General features: G+C 68.9%; 22 protein-coding genes and 1 pseudogene. 11 read left to right on the forward strand and 12 right to left on the reverse strand.

Annotated elements, in window-relative coordinates; genetic code table 11:
* Positions 1 to 16: 16 nt before the first annotated feature.
* The 5 genes from RLT59_RS06960 to ngcE all read right to left on the reverse strand — a co-directional run bounded on the left by RLT59_RS06960 (position 17) and on the right by ngcE (position 6,079).
* On the reverse strand, positions 17 to 1,114 hold the full coding sequence (locus RLT59_RS06960) for a substrate-binding domain-containing protein (protein ID WP_311302592.1): 1,098 nt from the start codon (positions 1,112 to 1,114) through the stop codon (positions 17 to 19).
* Between the two features lie 123 nt (positions 1,115 to 1,237).
* Positions 1,238 to 2,437 carry an ROK family transcriptional regulator gene (locus RLT59_RS06965; protein ID WP_311302593.1) on the reverse strand — a complete coding sequence of 400 codons (1,200 nt, stop codon included), beginning with the start codon at positions 2,435 to 2,437 and terminating at the stop codon, positions 1,238 to 1,240.
* A 213-nt stretch (positions 2,438 to 2,650) separates the two neighbouring features.
* On the reverse strand, positions 2,651 to 3,568 hold the full coding sequence (locus RLT59_RS06970; RefSeq protein ID WP_399124952.1) for a carbohydrate ABC transporter permease: 918 nt from the start codon (positions 3,566 to 3,568) through the stop codon (positions 2,651 to 2,653).
* Between the two features lie 94 nt (positions 3,569 to 3,662).
* Positions 3,663 to 4,586 (reverse strand): carbohydrate ABC transporter permease, encoded by a 924-nt coding sequence (locus tag RLT59_RS06975; RefSeq protein ID WP_311302594.1) that lies wholly within the window; start codon positions 4,584 to 4,586, stop codon positions 3,663 to 3,665.
* Between the two features lie 50 nt (positions 4,587 to 4,636).
* Entirely contained in the window at positions 4,637 to 6,079 is a 1,443-nt protein-coding gene (gene ngcE / locus RLT59_RS06980; RefSeq protein ID WP_311302595.1) for an N-acetylglucosamine/diacetylchitobiose ABC transporter substrate-binding protein, read from the reverse strand.
* A 501-nt stretch (positions 6,080 to 6,580) separates the two neighbouring features.
* Between ngcE and RLT59_RS06985 the strand changes: the two genes are divergently transcribed.
* On the forward strand, positions 6,581 to 10,426 hold the full coding sequence (locus RLT59_RS06985; RefSeq protein WP_311302596.1) for a GH92 family glycosyl hydrolase: 3,846 nt from the start codon (positions 6,581 to 6,583) through the stop codon (positions 10,424 to 10,426).
* 239 nt (positions 10,427 to 10,665) lie between these two features.
* Entirely contained in the window at positions 10,666 to 11,379 is a 714-nt protein-coding gene (locus RLT59_RS06990; RefSeq protein ID WP_311302597.1) for a hypothetical protein, read from the forward strand.
* A gap of 407 nt (positions 11,380 to 11,786) precedes the next feature.
* Here RLT59_RS06990 and RLT59_RS06995 read toward each other — a convergent pair whose 3' ends face one another.
* A complete protein-coding gene (locus tag RLT59_RS06995) occupies positions 11,787 to 12,428 on the reverse strand; it encodes a histidine phosphatase family protein (RefSeq protein WP_311302598.1) in 642 nt (213 codons plus the stop codon).
* Between the two features lie 211 nt (positions 12,429 to 12,639).
* Between RLT59_RS06995 and RLT59_RS07000 the strand changes: the two genes are divergently transcribed.
* Complete coding sequence (locus RLT59_RS07000) at positions 12,640 to 13,023, forward strand: VOC family protein (protein ID WP_311302599.1); 384 nt, start codon at positions 12,640 to 12,642, stop codon at positions 13,021 to 13,023.
* Between the two features lie 21 nt (positions 13,024 to 13,044).
* On the opposite strand, the gene RLT59_RS07005 is transcribed toward RLT59_RS07000, so the two are convergent.
* A complete protein-coding gene (locus RLT59_RS07005; RefSeq protein ID WP_311302600.1) occupies positions 13,045 to 13,749 on the reverse strand; it encodes a helix-turn-helix transcriptional regulator in 705 nt (234 codons plus the stop codon).
* A gap of 102 nt (positions 13,750 to 13,851) precedes the next feature.
* On the opposite strand from RLT59_RS07005, the gene RLT59_RS07010 reads away from it, so the two are divergent.
* Positions 13,852 to 15,105 carry an MFS transporter gene (locus RLT59_RS07010; RefSeq protein ID WP_311302601.1) on the forward strand — a complete coding sequence of 418 codons (1,254 nt, stop codon included), beginning with the start codon at positions 13,852 to 13,854 and terminating at the stop codon, positions 15,103 to 15,105.
* Positions 15,106 to 15,146: 41 nt separating this feature from the next.
* On the opposite strand, the gene RLT59_RS07015 is transcribed toward RLT59_RS07010, so the two are convergent.
* Positions 15,147 to 15,632, reverse strand: a complete 486-nt coding sequence (locus RLT59_RS07015; protein ID WP_311302602.1) for a hypothetical protein — start codon at positions 15,630 to 15,632, stop codon at positions 15,147 to 15,149.
* Between the two features lie 123 nt (positions 15,633 to 15,755).
* On the opposite strand from RLT59_RS07015, the gene RLT59_RS07020 reads away from it, so the two are divergent.
* The 3 genes from RLT59_RS07020 (at position 15,756) to RLT59_RS07030 (ending at position 18,269) form a co-directional block, all read left to right on the forward strand.
* Positions 15,756 to 16,091 (forward strand): hypothetical protein, encoded by a 336-nt coding sequence (locus tag RLT59_RS07020; protein ID WP_311302603.1) that lies wholly within the window; start codon positions 15,756 to 15,758, stop codon positions 16,089 to 16,091.
* A gap of 130 nt (positions 16,092 to 16,221) precedes the next feature.
* On the forward strand, positions 16,222 to 17,208 hold the full coding sequence (locus RLT59_RS07025) for an SDR family NAD(P)-dependent oxidoreductase (protein ID WP_311302604.1): 987 nt from the start codon (positions 16,222 to 16,224) through the stop codon (positions 17,206 to 17,208).
* A 140-nt stretch (positions 17,209 to 17,348) separates the two neighbouring features.
* On the forward strand, positions 17,349 to 18,269 hold the full coding sequence (locus RLT59_RS07030) for an FG-GAP repeat domain-containing protein (RefSeq protein WP_311302605.1): 921 nt from the start codon (positions 17,349 to 17,351) through the stop codon (positions 18,267 to 18,269).
* 99 nt (positions 18,270 to 18,368) lie between these two features.
* Here the strand turns inward: RLT59_RS07030 and acnA are convergent, their stop codons facing one another.
* The 3 genes from acnA to RLT59_RS07045 all read right to left on the reverse strand — a co-directional run bounded on the left by acnA (position 18,369) and on the right by RLT59_RS07045 (position 22,111).
* Positions 18,369 to 21,083: an aconitate hydratase AcnA gene (gene acnA / locus RLT59_RS07035; protein ID WP_311302606.1), complete on the reverse strand. Its 2,715-nt coding sequence runs from the start codon at positions 21,081 to 21,083 to the stop codon at positions 18,369 to 18,371.
* A gap of 230 nt (positions 21,084 to 21,313) precedes the next feature.
* On the reverse strand, positions 21,314 to 21,754 hold the full coding sequence (locus RLT59_RS07040) for a glutaredoxin domain-containing protein (protein WP_311302607.1): 441 nt from the start codon (positions 21,752 to 21,754) through the stop codon (positions 21,314 to 21,316).
* A gap of 39 nt (positions 21,755 to 21,793) precedes the next feature.
* The gene (locus RLT59_RS07045; protein ID WP_311302608.1) at positions 21,794 to 22,111 is read right to left on the reverse strand and encodes an alpha/beta hydrolase; all 318 of its coding nucleotides are present in this window, start codon (positions 22,109 to 22,111) and stop codon (positions 21,794 to 21,796) included.
* Between RLT59_RS07045 and RLT59_RS07050 the strand changes: the two genes are divergently transcribed.
* From RLT59_RS07050 to RLT59_RS07060, 3 genes and pseudogenes are all read left to right on the forward strand, one after another.
* On the forward strand, positions 22,110 to 22,814 hold the full coding sequence (locus tag RLT59_RS07050) for a methyltransferase domain-containing protein (protein WP_311302609.1): 705 nt from the start codon (positions 22,110 to 22,112) through the stop codon (positions 22,812 to 22,814). The genes RLT59_RS07045 and RLT59_RS07050 overlap by 2 nt on opposite strands.
* A 26-nt stretch (positions 22,815 to 22,840) precedes the next feature.
* On the forward strand, positions 22,841 to 23,251 hold the full coding sequence (locus tag RLT59_RS07055; RefSeq protein WP_311302610.1) for a VOC family protein: 411 nt from the start codon (positions 22,841 to 22,843) through the stop codon (positions 23,249 to 23,251).
* Between the two features lie 20 nt (positions 23,252 to 23,271).
* Positions 23,272 to 23,502, forward strand: a pseudogene (locus RLT59_RS07060) (AraC family transcriptional regulator); the annotation flags it as partial.
* A 95-nt stretch (positions 23,503 to 23,597) separates the two neighbouring features.
* Here the strand turns inward: RLT59_RS07060 and RLT59_RS07065 are convergent.
* A complete protein-coding gene (locus RLT59_RS07065) occupies positions 23,598 to 24,248 on the reverse strand; it encodes an MOSC domain-containing protein (RefSeq protein WP_311302611.1) in 651 nt (216 codons plus the stop codon).
* Between the two features lie 255 nt (positions 24,249 to 24,503).
* Here RLT59_RS07065 and RLT59_RS07070 point away from each other — a divergent pair, with 255 nt between their 5' ends.
* Positions 24,504 to 26,033: a type II toxin-antitoxin system RelB family anti-toxin gene (locus tag RLT59_RS07070; RefSeq protein ID WP_311302612.1), complete on the forward strand. Its 1,530-nt coding sequence runs from the start codon at positions 24,504 to 24,506 to the stop codon at positions 26,031 to 26,033.
* Positions 26,034 to 26,279 lie beyond the last annotated feature (246 nt).

A 26,279-nucleotide genomic window follows, 5' to 3' on the forward strand; every position in this document is an offset into this window, starting at 1 on the left:
GGCTTGCCCGCCGGTGTTACTTGATGCCGGCGGCGTCGCACGCCTTCTTGTACTCGGGGGTGCAGATCTCGGAGGCCTTGTAGACCTTGTCCGCGACGATCGTGGAGCCGATGTTCTCCTTGGTCACGACCGTGGCGTCGTACAGACGCGACGGGGTGGCCTTGAACTCGCCCGAGAGGCTGTCGACCTTGGTGTTGACCAGGTCGTCGAACTTCTCGCCCTTGAGGAGCTTCACCGCGATACCCGCGGTGGTGTCCGCCTGCGGCTTGATCTGCTTGTAGATCGAGAAGGACTGCTCACCCGCAAGGATGCGCTGCAGACCGGCGAGCTCGGAGTCCTGGCCGCCGACCGGGACCTTCACGCCCTGCTTCTTGAGGGCGGTGATGATGCCGCCGGCCATGCCGTCGTTCGCGGAGTAGACGCCCTGGAAGCCGTTCTTGCCGAGCGAGTCGAGGGCGGCACCCATCTTCTTGTTCGCCTCGTCCGGCGACCAGTCCGGGATGTCCTGCTCGTAGACGACCTTCTTGACCTGGGTGTCCAGGACGCTGTGCGCGCCCTTCTTGAAGAAGGGGGCGTTCGGGTCGAGCGGCGAGCCGTTGATCATGACGACGTTGCTGCTCTTCGCCTTGTCGCCCAGCGCCTTGACGAGCGCCTCGCCCTGGAGGCGGCCGATCTTCTCGTTGTCGTAGCTGATGTACGCGGAGATCGGGCCCTCGGCGAGACGGTCGTACGCGACGACCTTCACGCCCTTCTTGTCGGCCTGCTGGACCCAGGACTTCACGGCCTTGTAGTCGACCGTGTCCAGGATGATGACCTTGACACCCTGGGTGACCAGCGAGTCGAACTGCTTCTTCTGCGTCTCGGCGTCGCCGCCGGCGTTGTTGTACTTGACGTCGCAGTCCGAGCAGAGCGCCTTGATCTTCGCCTCGATCATCGGGCGGTCGAAGGTCTCGTAACGCGTGGTCTTGTTCTCCGGAAGCAGCAGACCGATGGTCTTGCTGTCGCCACCGCTCCCGCCGTCCTTGTCGTCGCCCGCCTTGCCACAGGCTGCGAGGGAGACGGCCATGGAAACCGCGGCCGTGCCTATGACGATGCGTCGCGTCATTGCGTTCATTACGGGTGTGCCTCCCTGACGAGGCCGCAGCGTTGCGGCCGAGGTGGCTGGAAGTCAACTCGGCCGCGAGGCCAGCGTCAAGGAGTAAATCCTTAACGAGATGACAACGGTGCCATTCGTTATCTAAGTGAAGGCAGGAGTCGCCGTGGGGAGGGTGCTCTCCAAAAGGGTTGAATCCCCCATCTCGCTCAGGACGAGGGCGAGCGCGCCCAGCACCTCCGCCCGGCCGCCGAGCGCCCCGGGGAGCACCGAGAGCTGCCGTGCGGCGCTGGGGATGGAGTAGCGCGCGACGGAGTCGCGGATCGGTCCGAGGACCAGTTCGCCGGCCTCCGCGAGCGAGCCGCCGAGCACCACCCGGCTGGGGTTGAGCAGATTGCAGAGGTTCGCCACCCCGCTGCCGATGTGCCGCCCGACGTCACCGATCACCCGGCGGCATCCCGGATCGCCCTCACGGGCCAGCTGGACCACCCGCTCCATGGTGAGATCGGGGCCGTGGCTGGGCTGGAGCAGCGGCAGCACGTACCGGGCGGCCGTGAACGTCTCCAGGCAGCCCCGGTTGCCGCAGCGGCAGACCGGGCCCGATTCGTCGAGGGTGATGTGGCCGATCTCGCCGGCCGTGCCGCCGGGTCCCCGGTAGATGTGCCCGTCGATCACCAGACCGGCGCCGACACCGCTGGCGACCTTGATGTACGCGAGGTCGCTGACCCCGCGGCCGCTCCCCCAGACCAGCTCCCCCAGCGCCCCGAGGTTGGCGTCGTTGTCGACGTGGACCGGCACTCCGAGGCGTCCGGCCAGCTCTTCCCTGGGGTTGATGCCCGTCCAGCCCGGCAGGATCGACGTGGAGCCCAGCGTGCCGGACTCGACGTCGATCGGGCCGGGTACACCGAGGCCGACCCCGATCACCTTGCCGGGGCTGATCCCGGTCGTCTCGATCAGCCGGTTGACCAGCTGTTCGGCCCGCCCGAAGCCCTCGGCGGAGGAGGCGTCCACGTCCAGCGGCTCCGACTCCTCGGCCAGCACCTGGTGGGCCAGGTTGCCGACCGCCACCCGCAGGTGCGTGTGCCCGAAATCGACGCCGATGACGATGCCCGCGTCACCGCTGAGGGAGACGCTGCGGGCGCGGCGGCCGCCCGCCGAGGTGGGGGTCACCTCGACCGTGCCGCCCTCTTTGAGTTCGCGAACGATATTGGAGACGGTGGCCGCGGAGAGGCCCGTGCTCCTGGCGATCTCCGCCTGGGTGAGTGACCCCGCCATACGTACGGCGCGCACGACCCGCTCAAGGTTGGCGCGATGCAGAGATGTCTGCGACCCCGGAGTCTCCATCGACTCTCTCACTCCTGCCATATTCTCCAACATGTGAACTCTAAGCTGAGCGTTTTGGGGTACTCCCCGTCAAGACCTTGAGCAGTCGAAGCCTCGGATGAGCACCGGACCCTCGCACCTCGACCCCTGCGAACTCCCCCGTAAACAGACGAACCGCCCGCCGGCGAGGATGCCGGCGGGCGGTTCGGTCGTTCGGTGCGAGCGTTCGAGGAGTTACTTCACCGCTCCCGCGGTGAGGCCCGCCACCACCTGGCGCTGGAAGATGATGTAGGCCGCGAGGACCGGCAGCATCGCCATCACCAGTCCGGCGAAGAGCCCGGACCAGTCGCCCTTGTAGCCCTGCCCGTTGGCCAGTTCGACCAGGCCCTGGGAGAGCACCCGGTACTTCGGATCGGTGTTCAGCACCGTTGGCAGCAGGTACTGGTTCCACTGCCCGAGGAAGTTGAAGATACCGACGCTGATCAGGCCGGGCTTCGCCATCGGCAGCATCACCTGGAAGAACGTCCGGGTGTGCGAGGCACCGTCGAGCATCGCCGCCTCCGCCACCGAACTCGGCAACGAGCGGAAGAACGAGGTGAGGAAGAAGACGGTGAACGGCAGCGAGTACGCGATGTAGACCATGATCAGTCCGTGCCGCGTGTTCAGCAGACCCATGTTGTTCATGACGAAGAACAGCGGGACCAGCGCCAGGATGATCGGGAAGCTCATCCCGCCGATGAACATGTAGTAGATGAAGCGGTTGCCGGGAAATTCGAACCGCGCCAGTACGTACGCCGCCATCGAGCCGAGCAGCAGGGTGCCGATGAGCGAACCGCCGACCACCAGAATGGTGTTCAGGAAGTAATCGCTCATGTGCGCCTGACCCCAGGCGCGCGACCAGTTCTCGAAGTGAAGCTTGTCCGGCAGCGCCCACGGCGTCGACAGGATCGAGTCATCTGTCTTGAACGAGGCCATGATCGCCCAGAGCAGCGGCATGACCACCAGGATCGCCCAGATGACCAGCACACCGTGCGAGAAGACGTTGAGGACCTTGCCCTCGCTGCTCTTCGCCTTGACGGCCGGTGCGGGCGCCTTGGACACGGGGGCCGGTTCCGTCACCTTATCCACGGGAGGGGTGTCAGTGGCCTTCACGTGTGCTCACCTCGTACTACTGTCGAGCCGGCCACCGCGGCCGGGCTGTCTTGCCTGCTGGGGGTCCGGGCACCGCGCCCCGGGGAGCGCGGCATCAGAACTCCAGCCGCTCGCGCCGGCCCAGTCGCATCACGATGGCGGCGAACGCCATGGTGATGACGAGCAGTCCGACACCGATCGTCGTCGCGTATCCGGCCTGGCCGTCACGGAACGCCGTCTGGTAGACGTACAGCGGCAGGACGGTGGTCGAGTAGTCGGGGCCGCCGGGGCCCACGGTCATGACCTGTACCGCCGTGAACGCCTCGACCCCGAGCGCCAGGATGCCCATGTAGACCCAGCCCGACTGCACGGTGTCCCAGAGCAGCGGCAGGGTGATCCGGAAGAACGTCGTGACGCGGCTGGCCCCGTCCAGGAGGGCCGCCTCGTAGAAGTCCTTCGGAATGGACGCCATTCCGGCGGAGAAGAGGACGACGAAGAATCCGACCGTCGACCAGATCAGTACCGACATGACGCAGATGAGCGCCAGGCTCGGGTCACCCAGCCAGTCGGGCTGAATGGAACCGAGACCGACCCCCTTCAGCGCCGAATTCAGCATTCCACTGCGCGGGTTGAACGCGAACTGGAACAGCAGGGCGACGATGACGATCGACAGCACCTGCGGGAAGAAGTAGGCGATCTTGTAGAAACCCGAACCCCGCACGCCGGAGACCGCGGCGTTCTTGCGCCGCCGGCCTCCGACATTGAGCATGAAGGCGAAGAAGAGCGCGAGGCCCAGCGTCACCAGCGGCAGCAGCAGCACGAGCAGCAGGCTGTGCTGCAAGGACTTCCAGAAGATGTCGTCCTTCAGCATCCTGGTGTAGTTGTCGAAGCCGACCATCTTGAAGTCGGGACTCAGACCGGTCCAGTCCGTGAACGAGTAGTAGATGGCCTGGATGAACGGCCAGATGACGAAGACCGCGTACAACACCAGTGGGACTACCAAGAACCCCACAATGAAGCGGTACTTGCCGTGCTGCATCGTTTACCGACCCCGATCTTTCCGCGGGTGCCGCCGCTGGTGACGGTTACTCACTGGTGCTTGTAGTGCTTGATGGACTGGTCCTTGGCCGCGGCGTCCGCGTAGGCCTGGATCTTCTTGATGGCTTCTGCGGGCGTCAGACGCCCGGCCATCATCTCGCCGAGGCCCGCACCGATCTGCTCCTTCTGGAGCTTCACGTACCAGTCCTGCATACGCGGGTTCACCACGTTGTCGCCGGCCTTCTTCAGCGCGTCGACACCGGACTGCATGGCCGTGGACAGGGTCAGTCCGTCGGTACCGCCGTTGTAGGCGCTCAGCGACTTGACCTGCTTGGTGAAGTTCTTCGAGGACGCCTCGGAGAGCATGATGCGCAGCTGCTCCATGCCGCCCTCGGGGTTCTTCGCCTTGGCCGGGATGATGAACGGCTCGCCGCCGGACGCCCAGAGGGTGCCGAAGGGCAGCTTGTCGGACGAGTCCAGGCCGGACGGCGCCGCGACCATCATCTTGAAGTCCTTGGGCGTGGTCGGCGCCGCCTCGTTCTCCACCCACGAACCGTTCGGGAGGAAGAGCGCCCTGCCCTTGGTCCACTCGGTCTGCGACTGGATGTGGGTCAGGCCCGCGGTGCCCTTGAGGATGTACCCCTTCTGCTGGAGCTCGTAGTACGCCTCGAACGCGGCCTTGACGGCCGGGTCCTTCCAGGCGTTCGGCTCCAGGTTGTCGATCTTGTCGAGAACCTCCCGGCCGCCGATCTTGGCGATGAACGGGTAGAGCGAGAACGGGAGGTAGTAGGGGTACTTACCGGCGTACGTCCAGCCGGCGATGCCCTTCTTCTTCGCCTTCGCGCAGAGGGCGAGCATGTCGTCCCAGGTCTCGGGGTACTGGGCGTCCAGACCTTCGAGCGCGGTCTGCGAGTACCAGACGCCGTAGACCGTGTACGCGTAGTACATGATCCAGACCGGGTCGCCGTCGAACTGACCCATCTCCAGCACGCCGGGCCGCAGGGTGTCGCGGACCTTCTTGCTCGGGTCGTCGAAGGACGGGGCGTCCATCAGCGGCGTCAGGTCGAGCAACTGCTTCTTGCCGACGAGGACACCCATGTCCATCTGCTCGGCGCCCGAGTTGTCGATCAGGTCCGGCGGGGTGCCACCGTTGAAGCGCGGCTGCAGCTGCGACTGGATCTTCTGCGTCGCGGTGTGCTTGACCTTCGCCTTGGGGAACGCCTTGGTGTACTCCTTCTCGGCGTCGATGGCGTACTGCTCGCCGAAGCCGCCGTTGAAGATGACCACGTCGAGACCGGCCGTGTCATTGACGCCCAGCGGGTTCTTCGCGCTGGTCTTGCCCTTCTTGACCGTGTCGTCGTCGCTGCTGTCGCTACTCGCACACGCCGACAGGAAGCTCATTGTCGGGACGGTGATCAGACCGAGTGCGGCAGACCGCTTGATCACGTCGCGACGGCCAAGGCCCTCATTCTTGCGGGCGGAGGTGGATGCCATGCTCAAGTCCTCGCCTTCTCCAGGACTCAGGCGGTGTTGTACCGGTCGCCCATCGATATTCGCCTCAGGCGAAGGGCCCCGCCACCGCGGTCAGTTGCGCTTGGGTGGTGCAGATTGCAGGCTAGCCATGCAGTGGGGGGTGTAGGGGGAGGGGCCAGCCGACGCACCTGTGGCGCGTCGAGTTGCCCGGACCCCGTTGTCCCCCTTGTCGCACAGATGAAAAAGTCCTGTGCAGACGCCGACAGGTATAGTCCACTTGCGGCCAACTGAGCAAGATCGAATGCAGGTTTGAGCGGCAGTCTTTCCCGAGTTGAGACCTCGCGGATACCTCGGCACCGCACGGCCTCCTCCAGATGTAACGATTTCCGCAATACGGTTGATTCGGAACCGGGCTTCCATCCAACACCCTTGACACCACCAGGCACTTCACTTCCTACTGGTTCTTGCGCACGCTTCTGACAACGTTGTCCAAGCGCACTTCCCCGGGAGGAATGGCTCGGCATGCAGCCCCGACACGGTTCTCGCAAGAGACAAAACAGCACGGTCGCGCTGATCGCGGCTTCACTGGTCCTGGTCGTGACAGCCCCCACCGCGGCCGCCGCTCAGTCGGCCGGGTCAGGAGAAAAGGGTCATAAGCCTGCGGGCGACCGGACTTTCAGTTCGTCCTTCGAGGAGGACGAGAAGCAACCGGACTGGCGCAATACCGTCGAAGAAGGCCCGGACGGAAAGAAGCAGACATCGGGTATCGATGGCGGCTTCTCCGCCGGAATACCGGGCAATGTCACCGACAAGGTCACAGACGTCCGCGCGAGTGACGAGAACACCGGCGGCGGTGAGGTGAAGGAAAACCTCGTCGACGGTGAATCGGGTACGAAGTGGCTGTCGTTCAAGCCCACCGCCTGGGCCGAGTTCGATCTGTCCGAGCCGGTCAAGGTCGTCACCTACGCGCTGACCTCTGCCGACGACCACGACGAACGGGACCCGAAGGACTGGACGCTCCAGGGCTCGGAGGACGGCAAGAGCTGGACGGATCTGGACTCCCGCACCGGCCAGACCTTCTCCGAGCGCTTCCAGACCAAGTCCTACGACTTCACGGCGGACAAGGCCTACCAGCACTTCCGCCTGGACATCACGAAGAACAACGGCGCCGACGACGCGACCCAGCTCGCCGACGTCCAGTTCTCCGACGGGGACACCTCCGCCCCGGCCCCCGACGACATGCGCAGCCAGATCGACCGCGGCCCCTCCGGCTCCCCCACCGCCAAGGCCGGCGCGGGCTTCACCGGAAAGAAGGCGCTGCGTTACGCGGGCACCCACAAGGCGGACGGCCGGGCCTACTCGTACAACAAGGTCTTCGACGTCAACACCGCCGTCACCCGGGACACCGAGCTGTCCTATCTGGTCTACCCCCAGATGGGCGAGACGGACCTGTCCTACCCGGCCACGCACGTCGCGGTGGACCTGGCGTTCACCGACGGCACGTACCTGAGCGAGCTGCGCGCCACCGACTCCAACGGCGGTCTGCTGACCCCGCAGGGCCAGGCCGACGCCAAGCGGCTGTACGTCAACCAGTGGAACAAGGTCGACGCGCGCATCGGCACGGTCGCGGCGGGCAAGACCGTCGACCGGATCCTCGTCGCGTACGACTCCCCCAAGGGCCCGTCGAAGTTCCAGGGCTGGATCGACGACGTCAAGATCGCCCCGAAGGCGCCGGAGAAGCGCAAGGCGCACCTCTCGGACTACGCCTCGACCGTCCGCGGCACCAACTCCAGCGGCAGCTTCTCGCGGGGCAACAACTTCCCCGCCACCGCCGTCCCCAACGGTTTCAACTTCTGGACCCCGGTGACCAACGCCGGATCGACGAGCTGGCTGTACGACTACGCCTCGGGCAACAACGCGGACAACCTGCCCACCATGCAGGCCTTCAGCGCGAGTCATGAGCCGAGCCCCTGGATGGGCGACCGGCAGACCTTCCAGCTGATGCCCTCCGCGGCCTCCGGCACCCCGGACGCCTCCCGAGAGGCACGCGCGCTGCCGTTCAAGCACGAGAACGAGACGGCGAGGCCCCACTACTACGGGGTCACGTTCGAGAACGGCCTCAAGGCCGAGATGACGCCGACCGACCACGCGGCGCGGATGCGGTTCACGTATCCGGGCAAGGACGCGAGCATGGTCTTCGACAACGTCTCCAACGACGGCGGGCTCACTCTCGATGCGAAGACCAGCTCCTTCACCGGGTTCTCCGATGTGAAGAGCGGCGGCTCGACGGGCGCGACCCGGCTCTTCGTGTACGGCGTCTTCGACGCCCCCGTCACCGGCAGCGGCAAGCTGTCCGGCGGCGGCGGTGACGATGTGACCGGCTACCTGCGCTTCGACGCGGGCAAGGACCGCACCGTCAACCTGCGCCTCGCCACCTCGCTGATCAGCGTCGACCAGGCGAAGCAGAACCTGGCCGCGGAGATCCCCGCCTCGCGCTCCTTCGACCGGGTCGAGAACAAGGCCCAGGACGCCTGGGACGACCTGCTGGGCAAGGTCGAGGTGGAGGGCGCGAGCGCCGACCAGCTGACCACGCTGTACTCCAGCATGTACCGGCTCTACCTCTACCCGAACTCGGGCTTCGAGAAGGTCGGCGGCAAGGACAAGTACGCCTCGCCGTTCTCGCCGCAGGTGGGCTCGGACACCCCGACGCACACCGGAGCCAAGATCGTCGACGGCAAGGTGTACGTCAACAACGGGTTCTGGGACACCTACCGGACGACGTGGCCGGCGTACTCCTTCCTCACCCCGAAGAAGGCCGGCGAGATGGTGGACGGCTTCGTCCAGCAGTACAAGGACGGCGGCTGGATCTCCCGCTGGTCCTCGCCCGGCTACTCGGACCTGATGACCGGCACCTCCTCGGACGTCGCGTTCGCGGACGCCTACGTCAAGGGCGTGAAGTTCGACGCCGAGGCAGCGTACGACGCGGCCCTGAAGAACGCCACGGTGGTCCCGCCGTCCTCCGGCGTCGGCCGCAAGGGCATGGAGACGTCCCCGTTCGTCGGGTACGCCGACACCACGACCCACGAGGGCATGTCCTGGTCGATGGAGGGTTACGTCAACGACTACGGCATCGCGCAGATGGGCCAGGCGCTCTACAAGAAGACGCACAAGCAGCGCTACAAGGACGAGTCCGAGTACTTCATGAACCGGGCCCGCAACTACGTCGAGCTCTTCGACGACAAGGCCGGCTTCTTCCAGGGCAAGGACGCCAAGGGGGACTGGCGGCTGCCGTCCGACCAGTACGACCCGCGGGTGTGGGGCTACGACTACACGGAGACCAACGGCTGGGGCTACGCCTTCACCGCCCCGCAGGACAGCAAGGGCCTGGCGAACCTGTACGGCGGCCGGAACGCCCTGGGCAAGAAGCTGGACACGTACTTCGCCACCCCGGAGACGGCCGGCCCGGAGTTCGTCGGCAGCTACGGCGGCGTCATCCACGAGATGACGGAGGCCCGTGACGTACGGATGGGCCAGTACGGCCACAGCAACCAGGTCGCCCACCACGTCACGTACATGTACGACGCGGCCTCCGAGCCGTACAAGACGCAGGAGAAGGTCCGCGAGGTCCTCGGCCGCCTGTACACGGGCAGCGAGATCGGCCAGGGCTACCACGGCGACGAGGACAACGGCGAGCAGTCGGCCTGGTTCCTCTTCTCCTCGCTCGGCTTCTACCCGCTGGTCATGGGCAGCGGTGAGTACGCGATCGGCTCCCCGCTGTTCACCAAGACCACGGTGCACCTGGAGAACGGCCACGACCTGGTCGTCAGGGCACCGAAGAACAGCTCGAAGAACATCTACGTCCAGGGCCTGAGGGTCAACGGCAAGAAGTGGACCTCCACCTCGCTGCCGCACGACCTGCTGGCCAAGGGCGGCGTGCTGGACTTCGACATGGGTCCGAAGCCTTCGGCCTGGGGCACCGGCAAGGACGCGGCCCCGGTCTCCATCACCAAGGACGACAAGGTGCCCTCCCCCGAGAAGGACGCCCTGAAGGGCGCGGGCGCCCTCTTCGACAACACCTCGGCGACCTCCGCCCAGGTCGAGTCGGTGGAGCTGCCGGCCCCCGCCGGCACGAAGGCGGTCCAGTACACGCTGACCTCGGACGCGGCGGCGGAGGCGCCGGCGGGCTGGGTTCTGCAGGGATCGGCGGACGGCACGACCTGGAAGGACCTCGACAAGCGGTCCGGACAGTCGTTCGCCTGGGACAAGCAGACCCGGGTCTTCTCGGTGCCGGCTCCGAAGGCGTACGCGAAGTACCGGCTGGTGAGCACGGCGGCGGCGACGCTGGCGGAGATCGAGCTGATCTCCTGAGTCACCCGCAGAGCGCATGAGGACGGGCCGCCCGGTTTCCGGGCGGCCCGTTCCCGTGTGCGCGCCGGACGCGGGACCGGCGCGCGCACGGGCGGCCGGTATCTCCCCACGAGACGCCGGCCGCCCATGCTCTCCGGATCAGCAGTTGGGAGCGCTCCCAAGTGCTGATCCGGGGAGGTTAGCGCGGCGGTGCGGGAGTGTAAACGCTCCGGCGGGAACTCCCCCGGACGGGCCGCGTCATGAAGACCGTGATGGACGCGGACGGCACGACGCTCGACGAACTCAGCGAGATCTGGGAGGACATACGGGAGAACTACCAGGAGGTCCGCAACAGCGACTACGACCGGGCGGTGCTGGACTGCGCAGCCCGGCTCGCCGCCGATCCCGGCGGCGCTTCGGCCCACGTGTGGACGGTCGGGCTGACGCTCATGGCCCCCTACCTGACGTGGGTGCCCGGCGCAGGGGTCGCACAGCAGGCCGTATCGGCGCTGGAAGCCGCCGACAGGGCGCTGCGCGGGGGTGATTGCACCCATGACTCGCATCCGTACCTGAGCCATGACGACGAAGAGGACGAGAACCTCGCCGAGTTGCTTCTCGCGCTCGACGACGAGACGGCCGACTGGGAGGAGGACCGTCCTCGGAGCGAGTGGCGATGTCCGCTCAACGCGGCCGGATTCGCGCGGATTGCCCTGGACATCATCGACCCCGGCTCCGTCACCGATGTGCCGCCCCGGCTGCCGATGGCGGCCAAGGACGCGATCAGCACGCTCTCCGCGCTGCTGCACGGGTACCCGAAGCCGTGGACGGACATCGACGACGAGATCAGCGTCCAGGCGTCCGAACTGGTCGACGCTGCCCCGGCGGACCGGGCCGGACGTCTCATGGTGGTCAGGGCGGTGACCTGTACGCGGTCTCCGGCATGGTGCGTACGAAGTCCGTACTCGACGGCCTGATCGAGGCCGTGGAGGAGGCGCTGCCGCGCTTCGCGGACGCCGGCTGCGCCCACGACGGGCACCCGGCCCTGCCGAGCAGCGGACCGGACGCGGCGGAGCTCGGCATCGAGCTGAGCAGTGCCGGCGGACGCGACCTCTACGAGCGGTCCCGCCTCGCGTCCGGCCGGAACTCCCCGCTGGACGCAGTGGTGTGCCCGGTCCTCATGGCGGAGACCGCCGCGGCCGAGACACTCGCGCTGCTGCGCGGGCGGCGGGACGAGCTCTTCGGGGAGCGCGACACCTCGCACGCCGACGCCGAATACCTGCGGGCGGACGGGCCTGTACGAGGACGAGGAGCTGTCCGACGCGGGCTGACCGCCCGGCCTCCCGGCCCTGGAGCGGCCCCGCGGACACGGCCCGCGGCCGTGTCAGGGCTGGGAGGCGTCCGGAACGGCGGTCGGGAACAGGCTCTCGGGCAGGGACACGTTCCACGCCGTGATGACCGGGTTGCCGTGCTCCCTGCCCAGCCGGGAGACCGCGCCCGTGGCGAGCTGGAAGAGTGTGCCCTCGGCGGGCGACAGGCCCAGGTAGCGGGCGGTCAGGACGCGCAGGAAGTGCGAGTGGGCCACCAGCACGATGTCCTCGTCCCCGGCGCGTCCTGCCGCCTCCCTGACCTCCGCGAGCACCCGGTCGGCTCGCTCGCCCACCTCCACGGGGTTCTCACCGGGGTGCGCCTCCGGGCCGGCTGCGACACCGTCCGTCCAGAGGTTCCAGTCGGGCCGGTCGACGCGGATCTCGTCCGTGGTGATGCCCTCGTAGCCGCCGTAGTCCCATTCGCGCAGCTCGGGCGTGATCCGGGGCGCGGCGAGCCCGGCGAGTTCCGCGGTGCGCCGGGCCCGTACCGAAGGGCTGACCAGCGTGAGGGCGATGTGCCGGTCCGCGAGCAGCGGCGCGAGGGCGCGGGCCTGGCGCTCACCGAGGGGGGTCAGGGGCAGGTCGGTATGGCTCGTGTGCTGCCCGTTACGGGACCACTCGGTCTCGCCGTGCCGGATCAGGATCAACTCGCCCATGTGAAGGCCATCCGCTCTCGGTGCTGTTACCGCTCAGGTGCTGTCGATGGTGCGAACCCGCTGGCCCACGATCCCATTCCGGCCGTGGTGAGGCGGGCGGGCGCGCCCACCCGGATTCCGTTCGGAAACACCGACAGGGGGCTGTCGCCGCAGGCACCCAGAGTGGTCAGGGCCGGGGCAAGCCCGGCGGAACACGTAAGGGATGTATGTCATGGCTCAGTTCAACGCGGTCGCCTGGTTCGAGATCGGCACCGCCCGTCCGGCGGAGGCGGAGCGGTTCTACGGTGACGTCTTCGGCTGGACGGTCGCGCACGACGACACCAGGAGCACCGACCAGGCGTACCGGATCATCACCACGGGCGACGGGGAGGGGATGAACGGCGGGCTGTTCGCGACCGAGGGCAGGATGCCGGACTACGCGGTCTTCAGCGTGCTCGTCAAGGACGTCGAGGCGACCTGCCGCCGGGTCGAGGAGGCAGGCGGCAGCGTTCAGCGCGCGCCGCACGTCAATTCGGTCGGGGTGACCTTCGCGCATCTGCTCGATCCGGCCGGCAACCACTTCTCGGTGTTCACGCCACCGTTCGCAGGGGCCTGATCAGGTCGGCTGAGCGAGAGCTCAGCTCAGCGAGAGCTGGTGCACGACGCCGTACGGGATGTCGAGGTCCTCACGCCGCAGCTCCCTCGGCTCCGGCACCTCGGCCGTGACGTGGACGGAGACGATCCGGTCGGTACGGAAGGCGCGCAGGGCGTCCCGCATCCGGCACCAGGCGAGCAGATACCAGTGGCCCGTCTTGCCGATGTATCCGAGCGGCTCGATGTCACGCGTCGTCGGGGTACCTTCGCGGTCGCCGTACTCGATGCGCAGCACGCGGCCGGTGGACAGCGCGTCCGCCGCCCCTCGCGGCCCCTGCGCGGGCGCGGGCGCGTCCACCGGTCCGAGCAGGTGGACGCGCCCGGCCATGTCGTGCGCGGCCGCCGCGTCGTCCTCCCCCATGGCCGCGACCAGCTTCCGCAGCGCCGCCGCGGCGGTCGCCCGGAAAGGTGTTCCCTCCATCCCGCGCAACGCAACCGCCATCGCCACCGCCTCGCCAGGGGTGAGGTTGACCGGCGGTAGCGTCCGGCTCCGGTCCAGGCAGTAGCCGCCGGTGCGGCCGGGCTCGGCCCAGACCGGCACGCCGGCCTGGAGCAGGGCGCTGATGTCCCGCTCGATGGTGCGCGGGCTGACCTCGAAGCGGTCGGCCAGCCAGCGCGCGCTGCGCGGACGGGGCGAGACGGCGCGCAACTCCTCGACCAGGGCATAGAGGCGATCGGTCCGGTTCATCCGGCCAAGTCTAGGGAGCGTCCGTAAACCCCGTTGACCGACAGTGGTCAAGGCGTGAGAGGGTCGCCCGGGTCGCAGTCAACGGCGTACAGGGGATGGTGTGTGGTGGTCGGCTCGGACGTGACCCGAGAGCTGCGAGCCGAGGAGGCCCCGCCCGGTCCAGTACTGTGGACGGCGGATTTCCGCCGGTTCTTCACCGCCCGCACCACTTCCCTGCTGGGCGACGCGATGCTCCCCGTTGCGATCACGGCCGCCGTGATCCACGCCGGGTACGGGGCGAGTGGCGTGGGTTACGCGCTCGCCGCACTCGTGGCCCCGTTCGCGGCACTGATCATCTTCGGCGGGGTGATGTCCGACCGCCTGGGTGCCCGGCGGCTGATGGTCGTCTCCGACACGGCCCGGCTGTGCTCCCAGGGGCTGCTCGCGCTGCTGTTCCTCCTCGGCACGCCTCGGCTGTGGCAGATCCTGGTGCTGCTGGCCCTGATCGGGGCGGGCAGCGCGCTGTTCCAGCCGGGCGTCGCCAGCATCACGCCGCTCATCTCCCGGGACGTGCAGCGGGCCAACGCCACCCTCCGCATCTCGGAGTCCGTCACCGTCGTCATCGGACCGTCCCTGGCGGGCCTGCTGCTGGCGGTCTCCTCGCCCGCCTCTGTGGTCGCCCTCGACGCGCTGACCTATGCGGCCAGCGGGGCGTGCCTGCTCCGGCTCCGCTCGGTCCCGATGGGCCCGGCCGAGCGGGGCGGTGAAACCTCGTTCCGGGCCGATCTGGTGGAGGGCTGGCGGGAGTTCAGGTCAAGGACCTGGCTGTGGAGTGTCATCGTCGTCTTCATGCTCTGGCAGCTGGCCGGGGCCGGTCCCACCACCACCCTGGGCAACAGCATGCTCGTCACCGACTACGGGGCGTCCGTGTTCGGGCTGGTCATGTCGTCCCTGGGGGCGGGAAGTGTGCTGGGCGGGATCATCGCGATCAGGCTCCGACCGAGGTATCCCCTGCGGGACGGAGCCTTCTCGATGATCCTCTGGGTGCTGATGCCGCTCGGAGTCGCTCTCGACCTTCCCGCGCCGCTCATCGCCGGGTGCTACGGGGTGAGCGGCATCGGCATGGCGTTCTGGGTCGTCATGTTCCACACGAGTGTGCAGACCCACATCCCGCAGAACGTCCTCGGCAGGGTGCACGCGTACGACGCGGCCGGCTCACTGGTGATGAAGCCGGTCGGGCAGGCGGCGGCCGGACCCCTCGCGCTCGTCGTGGGGTCCGGGCCGCTGCTCTACGTGTCCGCGTCGATGGCGGTCGTCGCCTGCGTCCTGCTGCTGGCGATCCCGGCCGTGCGCGGCCTGAAGCGCGTGGAGCGCTAGGGCCTGTCTTCAAACTGCCGTCTGCCGGGCGACGCGCAGGGTCACGCGGGCGCTGATCCGCTGTCCGGGAGCGGGAGGGGCTCGGCCCCGTACCGGTCGGCCGCCGCCTTGGCCTCGGCCAGTACGCCCCGGTCGGTGAGGCGGTCGGCACGAACGACGACGTCGACGCCGGCCGGGGTGAGCAGCGACCGGGTGAAGGCGATGACGGCCCACGCGTCGTCCTCGCCCGTCTCCCTCACCTCCCACACGCTCGTCAGCACCGCCAGGAGGCCCTTGCCCCGCCAGCGGTAGACCGTGCCGGGCCGAGAGGTCAGCCGGGTGTCCGTGCCCGGGATACGGCGCGTCCGGCCTCGTACCCGGTACGCGACCTCGTCCCGCATCCGGGGCGGGCCCGGATTCCGGCCCGGCAGTGGGGTGTAGGTGGACGTGGCGTCGGTGCGCCTGCCGCCCAGCCACATGGGGAACGACGAGCACACGATGTGCCATGTTCCGGCCAGCCGTTCGGGGTTCGCGTCCACATGGTCCATGAACGGGAGCCTACGGGGCGCTTCCGGGCGGGCCGACGTGCCTCCAGCACCCGCACCTGGTTGCGAGCCGGGAATGGGGGAAGCCGGACAAGACGCCCTTACACAACGGAAGCAGGAGCCGTCGTGACCACCTTCGTCATCACCGTCCCCGGAACCTTCGTCACCGGGATCTCCGACACCTCCCGTGCGGCACTTGAGGAGGCGCTGGCCAAGCGGCACACGGACCTGAGCAGAAGCGAGGGGATCGACCTGCTGACGCTCAACGACGACGACACCTTCTCCATCCGCCTGGAGGTCGAGGCCGCGGACCGGTACGAGGCGGAGCTCGAAGCGGCGGGGCTGGTGTCCACGGCGCTGCGGGAGACAGGGTTCTCTGCGCAGGACGCGCCGCTCGGAACCCCGGTCGTCACGGGAATCGACAGCGACCTCAACAACAGGCAGCCCCCCGTCGGCGATTGAGCCCGGCCCGTTCACCTGCGGGGCTGTCGGTGATCCGTCAGCCGTATGTCGGTGGCGGCTGACACCTTGATGCCGAGGGTGTCCCGCGGAACAGCCGCGGCCGCCCCCGACGCGAGGGAGCCGCACCACCATGCCGTCGTCCATGTCCTCCACGCCGCCCTGGGATGTCCGGCGGCCACCGCGCGCCGACGGCAGCGTCTTCCTGGTGACCGGCGGCAATGCCGGTATCGGGTACTTCATCGCGGAGCAGTTGTCCGCGACGGGTGCCACCGTCGTGCTGGCGGGCCGGAGTCCCGCGAAGACCGAAGCCGCCTGTGCCTCGGTCCGCTCACGGGTGCCCGGCGCTCAGGTGCGTGCCGTCCGGCTGGATCTCGCCGACCTCGCGTCGCTCGGACCGGCGGTGGAGTCCCTGGAGGTGGAACGCCTCGACGCCGTGGTCCACAACGCCGGCGTCGCCCTCGACGACCCGCCGCGCCAGGAGACGGGGGCCGGCCACGAACTCATGTTCGGCACCAATCATCTGGGGCACTTCGCGCTGACCCGGTGGCTGATGCCGCTGCTGTCGGCCGCACCGGCCGCACGCGTCGTGACCATGGGCAGCTTCGCGGCGAAGTCCGAGCAACTCGACCTGGACGATCTCCAGTCCCTCCAGGACTACCGGCCCAAGCGCGTCTACGGCCGCTCCAAGCTGGCCCAGATGCACTTCGCCCTCGAACTCGACCGCAAGCTGCGCGCCGCCCGGAGCACGGTGGCGAGCATCGTGGTCCATCCCGGCGGGGCGCTCGACTCGCTCACCCCGTCACGGCCGCCCGTCCATGTGCGGACCGCGGGTGCCCGGCTCGGTGTCGCACCGGCCGGCCTTCTCCTGCAGGGCAAGCACGCCGGCGCGTGGCCCGCGGTCCGGGCCGTGCTCGACCCTGCCGTGCTCGGCGGGGAGTTGTGGGGGCCGCGCGTCTTCGGGCTGCGCGGCAGGCCACGGCGCGAACCGGTGTGGGACCGCCTCACCGACACCCGCGTCGCGGAGCGGTTGTGGAACGCCAGCTGTGAGGCGACCGGCACCGACTCCGCGCCCTTCGTCACGGCGCCCCCCGCAGCCACCGCTGGTACCAGCAACTGATCGCGGCCCACCGGAGGTAGCTGGCCTTCTGATGAAAAACGCCGGTTTCGGACCCGAAGTCATGACACGATTCGGCTGAATCCGTGGCCCGCCGCCACCGCGCGGCGGGCCACGACCGATCACGATCCATGGAGCACTTCGTGGCCGAAACCGCTGGCCGTACCCTTCGACGCACTGCCGCTCGCGCGGCAGCCGCGGCGCTCACCGCCGGCCTCGTCGCCACCGGCACCTCAGCCGTGGCCGCCAACTCCCCGCAGCCGTCGGCCGCGGCCGCAGAGCCCGCCCCGGCACCCGCCGCCGTGGCGGCGGCAGCCGCCGTCACCCCCAGGTTCGCCCTGTACGGCGCCAACTCCGCGGGCACCCTGTACGCCTACACCGGGAACGGGAAGGGCGGGCTCACCGCCCGCGCGGACAAGGGGTCGGGCTGGACCGGTGTCAGCGCCATACTGCAGGTCGACAACGACAACAAGGCCAACGGGTACAGCGAAGGCCTCTGGTTCCGTGAGACCAACGGGAACGTCGGCTTCCTGAAGTTCGAGGGCGAGAAGCCGGTCAAGGTCGGCTCCGGCTGGAACATCTACGACAAGCTGGTCTCCCCGGGCAACATCGGCGGCGCCGCCGCGGGCGATCTGCTCGCCCGAGACGCCAAGGGCGACCTGTACCTCTACCTCGGCTACGGCAACGGCACGGTCACCAAGCGCCTCAAGGCCGGTTACGGCTGGAACATCTACAGCGAGATCGCCGGCAACGGCGACCTGACCGGCGACGGCAAGAACGACGTCGTCGCACGTGACAAGTCCGGCGTGCTGTGGCTCTGCAAGGGCACCGGCAACCAGAAGGCGCCGTTCGCCAAGCGCACCGAGATCGGCAGCGGCTGGAACCAGTACAACCGGCTGGTCTCCACGGGTGACATCAGCGGGGACGGCCGCACCGACCTCCTCGCCCGCAACGCCAAGGGCGAGCTCTACCTGTACAAGGGCACCGGCAAGGCCACCGCCCCGTACCAGGCCAAGGTGAAGGTCGGCACGAGCGGCTGGAACAGCTACAAGTTCCTTTTCTGATCCGACTGATCCGACGAGGTGTCAGCAGGGCCGGAACACGCGGGAGGGCCGCATCCCCGTCGCGGGGATGCGGCCCTCTCCTCGTACTGCCCGCCGGTCCTACTTGCGGATCAGGCTGCGCAGCACGTACTGCAGGATGCCGCCGTTGCGGTAGTAGTCCGCCTCGCCGGGGGTGTCGATGCGGACGACGCCGTCGAACTCCACTCCGGTGTCGGTGGTGACCTTGACGGTGGTCGGGGTGGTGCCGTCGTTCAGCTCGGTCACGCCGGTGAAGGAGAAGGACTCCTCGCCGGTCAGGCCGAGGGACTCGGCGGTGTGGCCCTCCGGGAACTGGAGCGGGAGGACGCCCATGCCGATGAGGTTCGAGCGGTGGATGCGCTCGTAGGACTCGGCGATGACGGCCTTGACGCCGAGGAGCGCGGTGCCCTTGGCGGCCCAGTCACGGGACGAGCCGGAGCCGTACTCCTTGCCCGCCAGGATGACGAGCGGGGTGCCGGCGGCCTGGTAGTTCTGCGAGGCGTCGTAGATGAACGCGACGGGGGCGTCGGCCTGGGTGAAGTCGCGGGTGAAGCCGCCCTCGGTGCCCGGCGCGATCTGGTTGCGCAGGCGGATGTTGGCGAACGTGCCGCGGATCATGACCTCGTGGTTACCGCGGCGCGAGCCGTAGGAGTTGAAGTCACGGCGCTCGATGCCGTGCTCCGTAAGGTACTTGCCGGCCGGGGTGTCGGCCTTGATCGCACCGGCCGGGGAGATGTGGTCGGTGGTGACCGAGTCGCCCAGCTTGGCGAGGACGCGGGCGCCCGTGATGTCGGAGACCGGGGTGGTCTCCATCGTCATGCCCTCGAAGTACGGGGGCTTGCGCACGTAGGTGGACTCGGAGTCCCACTCGAAGGTGTTGCCGGTGGGGATCGAGAGCGCCTGCCACTGCGCGTCGCCCGCGAAGACGTCCTGGTAGGACTTGTTGAACATGTCCTCGCCGATGGAGTTGGCGACGACGTCGTTCACCTCGGCCTCGGACGGCCAGATGTCGGCGAGGAAGACGGGCTTGCCGTCCTGGTCGACGCCGAGGGCGTCCTTGGTGATGTCGACCTTCATCGAACCGGCGATGGCGTACGCGACGACCAGCGGCGGGGACGCCAGGTAGTTCATCTTGACGTCGGGGTTGATCCGGCCCTCGAAGTTACGGTTGCCGGAGAGCACCGAGGTCACGGCCAGGTCGTGCTCGTTGACCGCCTTGGAGACCTCTTCCGGCAGCGGGCCGGAGTTGCCGATGCAGGTGGTGCAGCCGTAGCCGACGAGGTTGAAGCCGACCTTGTCGAGGTACGGGGTCAGGCCCGCCTTGTCGAAGTAGTCGGTGACGACCTTCGAGCCCGGGGCGAGGGTGGTCTTGACCCACGGCTTGCGGGTCAGGCCCTTCTCCACGGCCTTCTTCGCGACGAGCGCCGCGGCGACCATGACGTACGGGTTCGAGGTGTTGGTGCAGGAGGTGATCGCGGCGACGGTGACGGCGCCGTGGTCCAGCTCATACGTGGTGCCGTCGGGGGCGGTCACGGTGACCGGGTTCGACGGGACGCCATTGGTGGCGGCCGGGGAGTCGGAGGCCGGGAAGGACTCCTTGCCCGCCTCCTCGTCGTCCGAGACGTAGTTGCGCACGTCCTGGGCGAACTGCGCCTTGGCGTTCGCGAGGACGATGCGGTCCTGCGGGCGCTTCGGGCCGGCGATGGAGGGGACGACCGTGGAGAGGTCGAGCTCCAGCTTCTCGGAGAAGTCCGGCTCGGCGGCCGGGTCGAGCCAGAGGCCCTGCTCCTTGGCGTACGCCTCGACGAGCGCGACCTGCTGCGCGTCGCGGCCGGTCAGGCGCAGGTACTTCAGCGTCTCGTCGTCGATCGGGAAGATCGCGGCGGTGGAGCCGAACTCCGGCGACATGTTGCCGATGGTGGCGCGGTTGGCGAGCGAGGTGGCGGCGACGCCCTCACCGTAGAACTCGACGAACTTGCCGACGACGCCGTGCTTGCGGAGCATCTCGGTGATGGTCAGCACGAGGTCGGTGGCGGTGGTGCCGGCCGGGAGCTCGCCGGTCAGCTTGAAGCCGACGACGCGCGGGATGAGCATGGAGACCGGCTGGCCGAGCATCGCGGCCTCGGCCTCGATGCCGCCGACGCCCCAGCCCAGCACGCCGAGGCCATTGACCATGGTGGTGTGCGAGTCGGTGCCGACGAGGGTGTCGGGGTACGCCTGGCCGTTGCGGACCATGACCGTACGCGCCAGGTGCTCGATGTTCACCTGGTGGACGATGCCGGTGCCCGGGGGGACGACCTTGAACTCGTCGAAGGCGGTCTGGCCCCAGCGCAGGAACTGGTAGCGCTCCTTGTTGCGGCCGTACTCCAGCTCGACGTTCTGCGCGAACGCGTCGGTGGTGCCGAACTTGTCGGCGATCACGGAGTGGTCGATGACCAGCTCGGCCGGGGCGAGCGGGTTGATCTTCGTCGCGTCACCGCCGAGCTCCTTGACGGCCTCACGCATGGTGGCGAGGTCGACGACACACGGCACACCGGTGAAGTCCTGCATGATCACGCGAGCCGGCGTGAACTGGATCTCCTGGCTGGGCTGAGCCTGGGAGTCCCAGCCACCGAGCGCCCGGATGTGGTCGGCGGTGATGTTCGCGCCGTCCTCCGTGCGGAGCAGGTTCTCCAGCAGCACCTTCAGGCTGTAAGGGAGGCGCGCGGAGCCCTCGACCTTGTCCAGCTTGAAGATCTCGTACGACTCGTCGCCCACGCGCAGCGTGCTGCGGGCGTCGAAGCTGTTCGCCGACACGACAGTCTCCTTCATCAATGTGCGCGTAACTCCGCGCCGCGCCTCACTACGGCGGGCGCCGCGTGGTGCTGCCTACAGCCACTCCAACCATCCGCTAAGGTAAGGCTTAGTTAGGTAACCCTTACCGCGCAGCGGCCCGCTGTGCGCCTTCGGCATATATCTCGATGTCGAGATAACTCTAGTACATCGCCGGGGAACGGTCATGTCGGGGCTCGCCTGTCGCGTGCGCCTCATCCCCGATGAGGGGCGAGCTGTGCGCGCACCCATGCGGGATCGGGGTTGGTGTGGGGCAGGCCCGCGACGAAGACGGTCGGCACGGTCTCGTTGCCGTCGTTGACCGCCCGCACCGCCGCGGCTCCTTCCGGATCGCGCCAGATGTTGACCCAGTGCATCCGGCCGGCGCCGCGGCCCAGCCGGATGCGCAGCCGCATGCAGTACGCGCAGCCCGGCCGCCAGAAGACGACCGGCCGGCCGTCGGCGGCGCTGCGGCGTCGCGCCTCCTGGGCACCGGTCGACCTCGGGAAGATCAGGGGCGAGTGCAGGCCCGCGAGCGCCAGGAACACCAGCAGGAGTGCCACCGCCGTACCGATGCTCCCCTCCAGGATCGACCCCGTCGCGACGGCTGAGCCGCAGAGCAGGTAGAGCAACGGGAGGATCCAGGCGCGCGTCATGGTGGAGCAGGCTACCGATGGGCCGAACCACCCGCCAGGTCAGGACTGTCGGGACACCACCTCGGGATATGCGGCGGAGGGGCCGTCGAGGAGGGGTTGCGGAATACCCCGCAGGTGCAGGTCGAAGAAGGCCGCGACGTAGTCACGGGTGATGTGCCACCCCTGTTCCGAGGGCAGCGGCACGGCGGCGTCCGACAGGCCGAGCTGGTCGGCCAGGTACGACAGGTCCGTGAAGGAGAAGTGTCCGGCGCCGGCCACGGTCAGCCAGCGCTTCCAGCCCTCCAGGTGCCGCCAAGCGTCGGACCAGTCGCCGGTCGCGCTGCCGGGGCTGCGCGAGTCCTCGGCGCCGAGCATCATGAAGGGGGCGCCCCCCGAGTCCTGTCGCGGCGGGGCTCACGAAGAAGTCGCCGTCGAGGTCGGCCCCCGCCCGGACGCGTCGGTCGCCCGCCATGGTCGCCGCGGCGGCCGCGAAGCCGCCTCCGACGTCGTCGAGGTGCTGCGCCACGACGTCGCGGCCGATCCTCCGCCGCCGGGCGGCTTCGACCTGGTGCACGCCCGGCTGGTCCTGGTGCACGTCGTCGACCGGGCCGAGGCCCTGCGCCGCATGGTCCAGGCGCTGCGACCCGGCGGCGTGCTGCTCCTGGAGGACGCCGATCCTGGGCTGCAGCCCCTGCTGTGCCCGGACGAGTCGGGCCCCGAGCAGCGGCTGGCCAACCGGCTGCGGTCCGGGTTCCGGGAGCTGATGGCGGGGCGCGGGGCCGATCTCGCGTACGGCAGGACCCTGCCCAGGCGGCTGCGCGAGGCGGGTCTGCTCGATGTGCGGGCGGACGCCTACTTCCCCATCACCTCGCCGGCCTGCACCGTCCTTGAGGCCGCGACCGTCCGGCAGATCCGTGAGCGGCTGGTGGCGGCGGGGATCGCGTCCGACGCGGACATCGACCGCCATCTCTCGAACGTCGCCACCGGGGAACTCGACCTGGCGACGGCCCCGATGATCTCGGCCTGGGGCCGCCGTCCGCAGGGCGGGTCCCGGCCCGGTCAGGATTCGAGAAGCGCCTGACGCGGACCGTGCCTAATCTGACCGCCATGGACATCACCATTCACACCAGCGTCCTTCCGCACGACGACCCGGACGCGTCCCTAACCTTCTACCGTGACGCCCTCGGCTTCGAGGTCCGCAGTGACGTCGGTCAGGGACGGATGCGCTGGATCACGGTCGGCCCGGCCGGTCAGCCCGACACATCCATCCTCCTGGCGCCCCCGGCCGCCGACCCCGGGGTCACGGAGGACGAACGCCGCACCGTCACCGAGATGATGGCCAAGGGCACCTACGGATGGATCCTGCTGGCCACCCGGGACCTCGACGCGACCTTCGAGAAGGTGCGGGCCGCCACCACCGAGGTCGTCCAGGAGCCGACCGAGCAGCCGTACGGAATCCGCGACTGCGCCTTCCGCGATCCCGCGGGCAACATGGTCCGCATCCAGGAACTCCGCTGAGGACTGAGAGGGGTCCGCTCATGTGCCATCCCTCGTGGGCGCGGGCCCGCGCCCAGGACCAGTGGTTGCACGAACTGGCCCTGCTGCGCCGGGTCCGTGACCGGATCGACCGGCAGTACGCGCGGCCGCTGGACGTCGAGGCGCTCGCGCGCGGCGTCCACATGTCCGCCGGCCACCTCGCTTGCCGGTTCCGGCTGGCGTACGGCGCATCGCCGCACGCATACCTGATGACGCGTCGTACAGAGCGCGCCGCCAGGAATCGTGAGGCGTCCGCCCCGGACGCCTCCGCCCGCGAGGCCGCCCCGCCGGCGCTCACGCCCTGACCGGACGGCGGCCGAGCCCGCGCCTACCCGGACGTCCGCCGCCGGACCAGCTCTCTCTCCTCCTCCGGCAGCGCGTCGGCGGCCAGCAGCCGGGGCAGCAGGCCGCCCTCCAGGGTCATGGCCCGGAACACGAGAGCGACGGTCACGTCGTGATCCGGCCGGTGCACGGCCTCGACCGGATCACCGGCGCGGATCTCGCCCGGCTCGATCACGCGCAGGTACGCCCCGGGCAGCGCGGCCTGCGTGAACCGCTTGATCCAGCCGTCACGCCCCAGCCAGCCCTGGAACGTCCCGCACGGGATCCGCGGGCAGGACACCTCCAGGACCACATCGGCCCCGATCCGCCAACGCTCCCCGATCAGGGCGCCGTTGATGTCGAGCCCCAGGGTCGTGAGGTTCTCCCCGAAGACCCCGTCGGCCAGCGGCCTGCCCAGCTCGGCCTGCCAGCCGTCGAGGTCCTCGCGGGCGTAGGCGTAGACGGCCTGGTCGGCGCCGCCGTGGTGCTTCACGTCGTGGACCCGGTCACCGGCGAGGCCGACCGCGCCGGTGCCCTTGGGGCCGGGGGCGCTGACCGCGACCGGTCCGGTGACCGGCCGCTTGTCGATCCCGGTCGCGCTCAACCCCTTCCAGGGGTTGGGGCGGGGGCGGCCGATGTTGACCGAGAGCAGCTTCATTCCGGGGACCATACGGCCGCCTCCGCACCGGGGCGACACCTTTTCCCCGCCGCCCGGTGCCGGCCCGGGGGCACCCCGATGGACGCGCTCCGGGTGCCGGCCGGTTCCGGCGGGCGGACGATGGAGGCGGGTGGCGGCGCCCGTGCGGTGCCGCGCGCCCGCACCGCCGTCCCACGCCGGCGCCTGCACCCGCCCGTCACTCGAACACCACACCCCACCAACTGGCTCATCTCATATCTGAGATAGCCTTTTGGCATGTCAGATGACTACCTCGTACGTATCGGCAAGCTCATCCGTGACGCCCGCCAGCACCGGGGCTGGACACAGAGTCAGCTCGCCGAGGCGCTCGCCACCAGCCAGAGCGCCGTGAACCGCATCGAGCGCGGCAATCAAAACATCAGCCTTGAGATGATTGCCCGCATCGGTGAAGCACTCGACAGTGAGATCGTGTCGCTCGGCTACGCCGGCCCCATGCACCTGAGGGTGGTCGGCGGGCGCCGGCTGTCCGGCGCCATCGACGTCAAGACCAGCAAGAACGCCTGCGTGGCGCTGCTCTGCGCCTCGCTGCTCAACAAGGGCCGCACCGTGCTGCGCCGGGTGGCCCGCATCGAGGAGGTCTACCGCCTCCTGGAGGTGCTGAACTCCGTCGGCGTGCGCACCCGGTGGATCAACGACGGCACCGATCTGGAGATCGTCCCGCCCGCCCGGCTCGACATGGACGCCATCGACGCGGACGCCGCCCGCCGGACCCGGTCGATCATCATGTTCCTCGGTCCGCTGCTGCACCGGACGGACCAGTTCAAGCTGCCGTACGCGGGCGGTTGCGACCTCGGCACCCGGACCATCGAGCCGCACATGATCGCGCTGCGCCGGTTCGGCCTGGAGATCGCCGCGACCGAGGGCATCTACCACGCCCGGGTCGACCACACCGTCACGCCCGGCCGCCCCATCGTGCTGACCGAGCGCGGCGACACCGTGACCGAGAACGCGCTGCTGGCCGCCGCCCGGCACGACGGCACCACCGTCATCCGCAACGCGTCCTCCAACTACATGGTCCAGGACCTCTGCTTCTTCCTGGAGGCGCTGGGCGTACGGGTGGACGGCGTCGGCACCACCACGCTGACCGTGCACGGTGTGCCGACCATCGACGTGGATGTGGACTACTCCCCCTCCGAGGACCCGGTCGAGGCGATGAGCCTGCTGGCCGCCGCCGTCGTCACGGAGTCCGAGCTGACGATCCGCCGGGTACCGATCGAGTTCCTGGAGATCGAGCTCGCGGTGCTGGAGGAGATGGGCGTCGACTGCGACCGCACCTCCGAGTACGCGGCCGACAACGGGCGCACCCGGCTGGTCGACCTGACCGTCCGGCCCTCCAAGCTGGAGGCGCCGATCGACAAGATCCACCCGATGCCGTTCCCCGGCCTCAACATCGACAACGTGCCGTTCTTCGCGGCCATCGCCGCCTCGGCCCACGGCCAGACCCTGATCCACGACTGGGTCTACGACAACCGCGCCATCTACCTCACCGACCTCAACCGCCTCGGCGGCCGGCTCCAGCTCCTGGACCCGCACCGGGTGCTCGTCGAGGGCCCGACCCGGTGGCGCGCGGCCGAGATGATGTGCCCGCCCGCGCTGCGGCCGGCGGTGGTGGTGCTGCTCGCGATGATGGCGGCCGAGGGCACCTCCGTACTGCGCAACGTGTATGTGATCAACCGCGGTTACGAGGAGCTGGCGGAACGGCTGAACTCGGTGGGCGCCCAGATCGAGATCTTCCGGGATATCTAGGTCCTCTCGCGTCACGTGCCGCCGCACCCGCCGCGTGCGGCGGCACACCCAGCCGCTCCGCACCTCTGCCCCGGCCCTCGGGCCGGGGCAGTTTTCATTCCTGGAAACTTCCGGCCGGCGCGGGGCCGTTCCCGCAGCTCCACCCCTTCCGCACTGGTCTGGACCATAGCTGGAACCCGTACCCCCTTTACACCGCGGGCCCGCCCATGCGTCACTCATGACACGTTCACATCAAGAACACTCTGT

The sequence above is a fragment of the Streptomyces sp. ITFR-6 genome, assembly GCF_031844725.1.
Classification (GTDB): Bacteria; Actinomycetota; Actinomycetes; order Streptomycetales; family Streptomycetaceae; genus Streptomyces.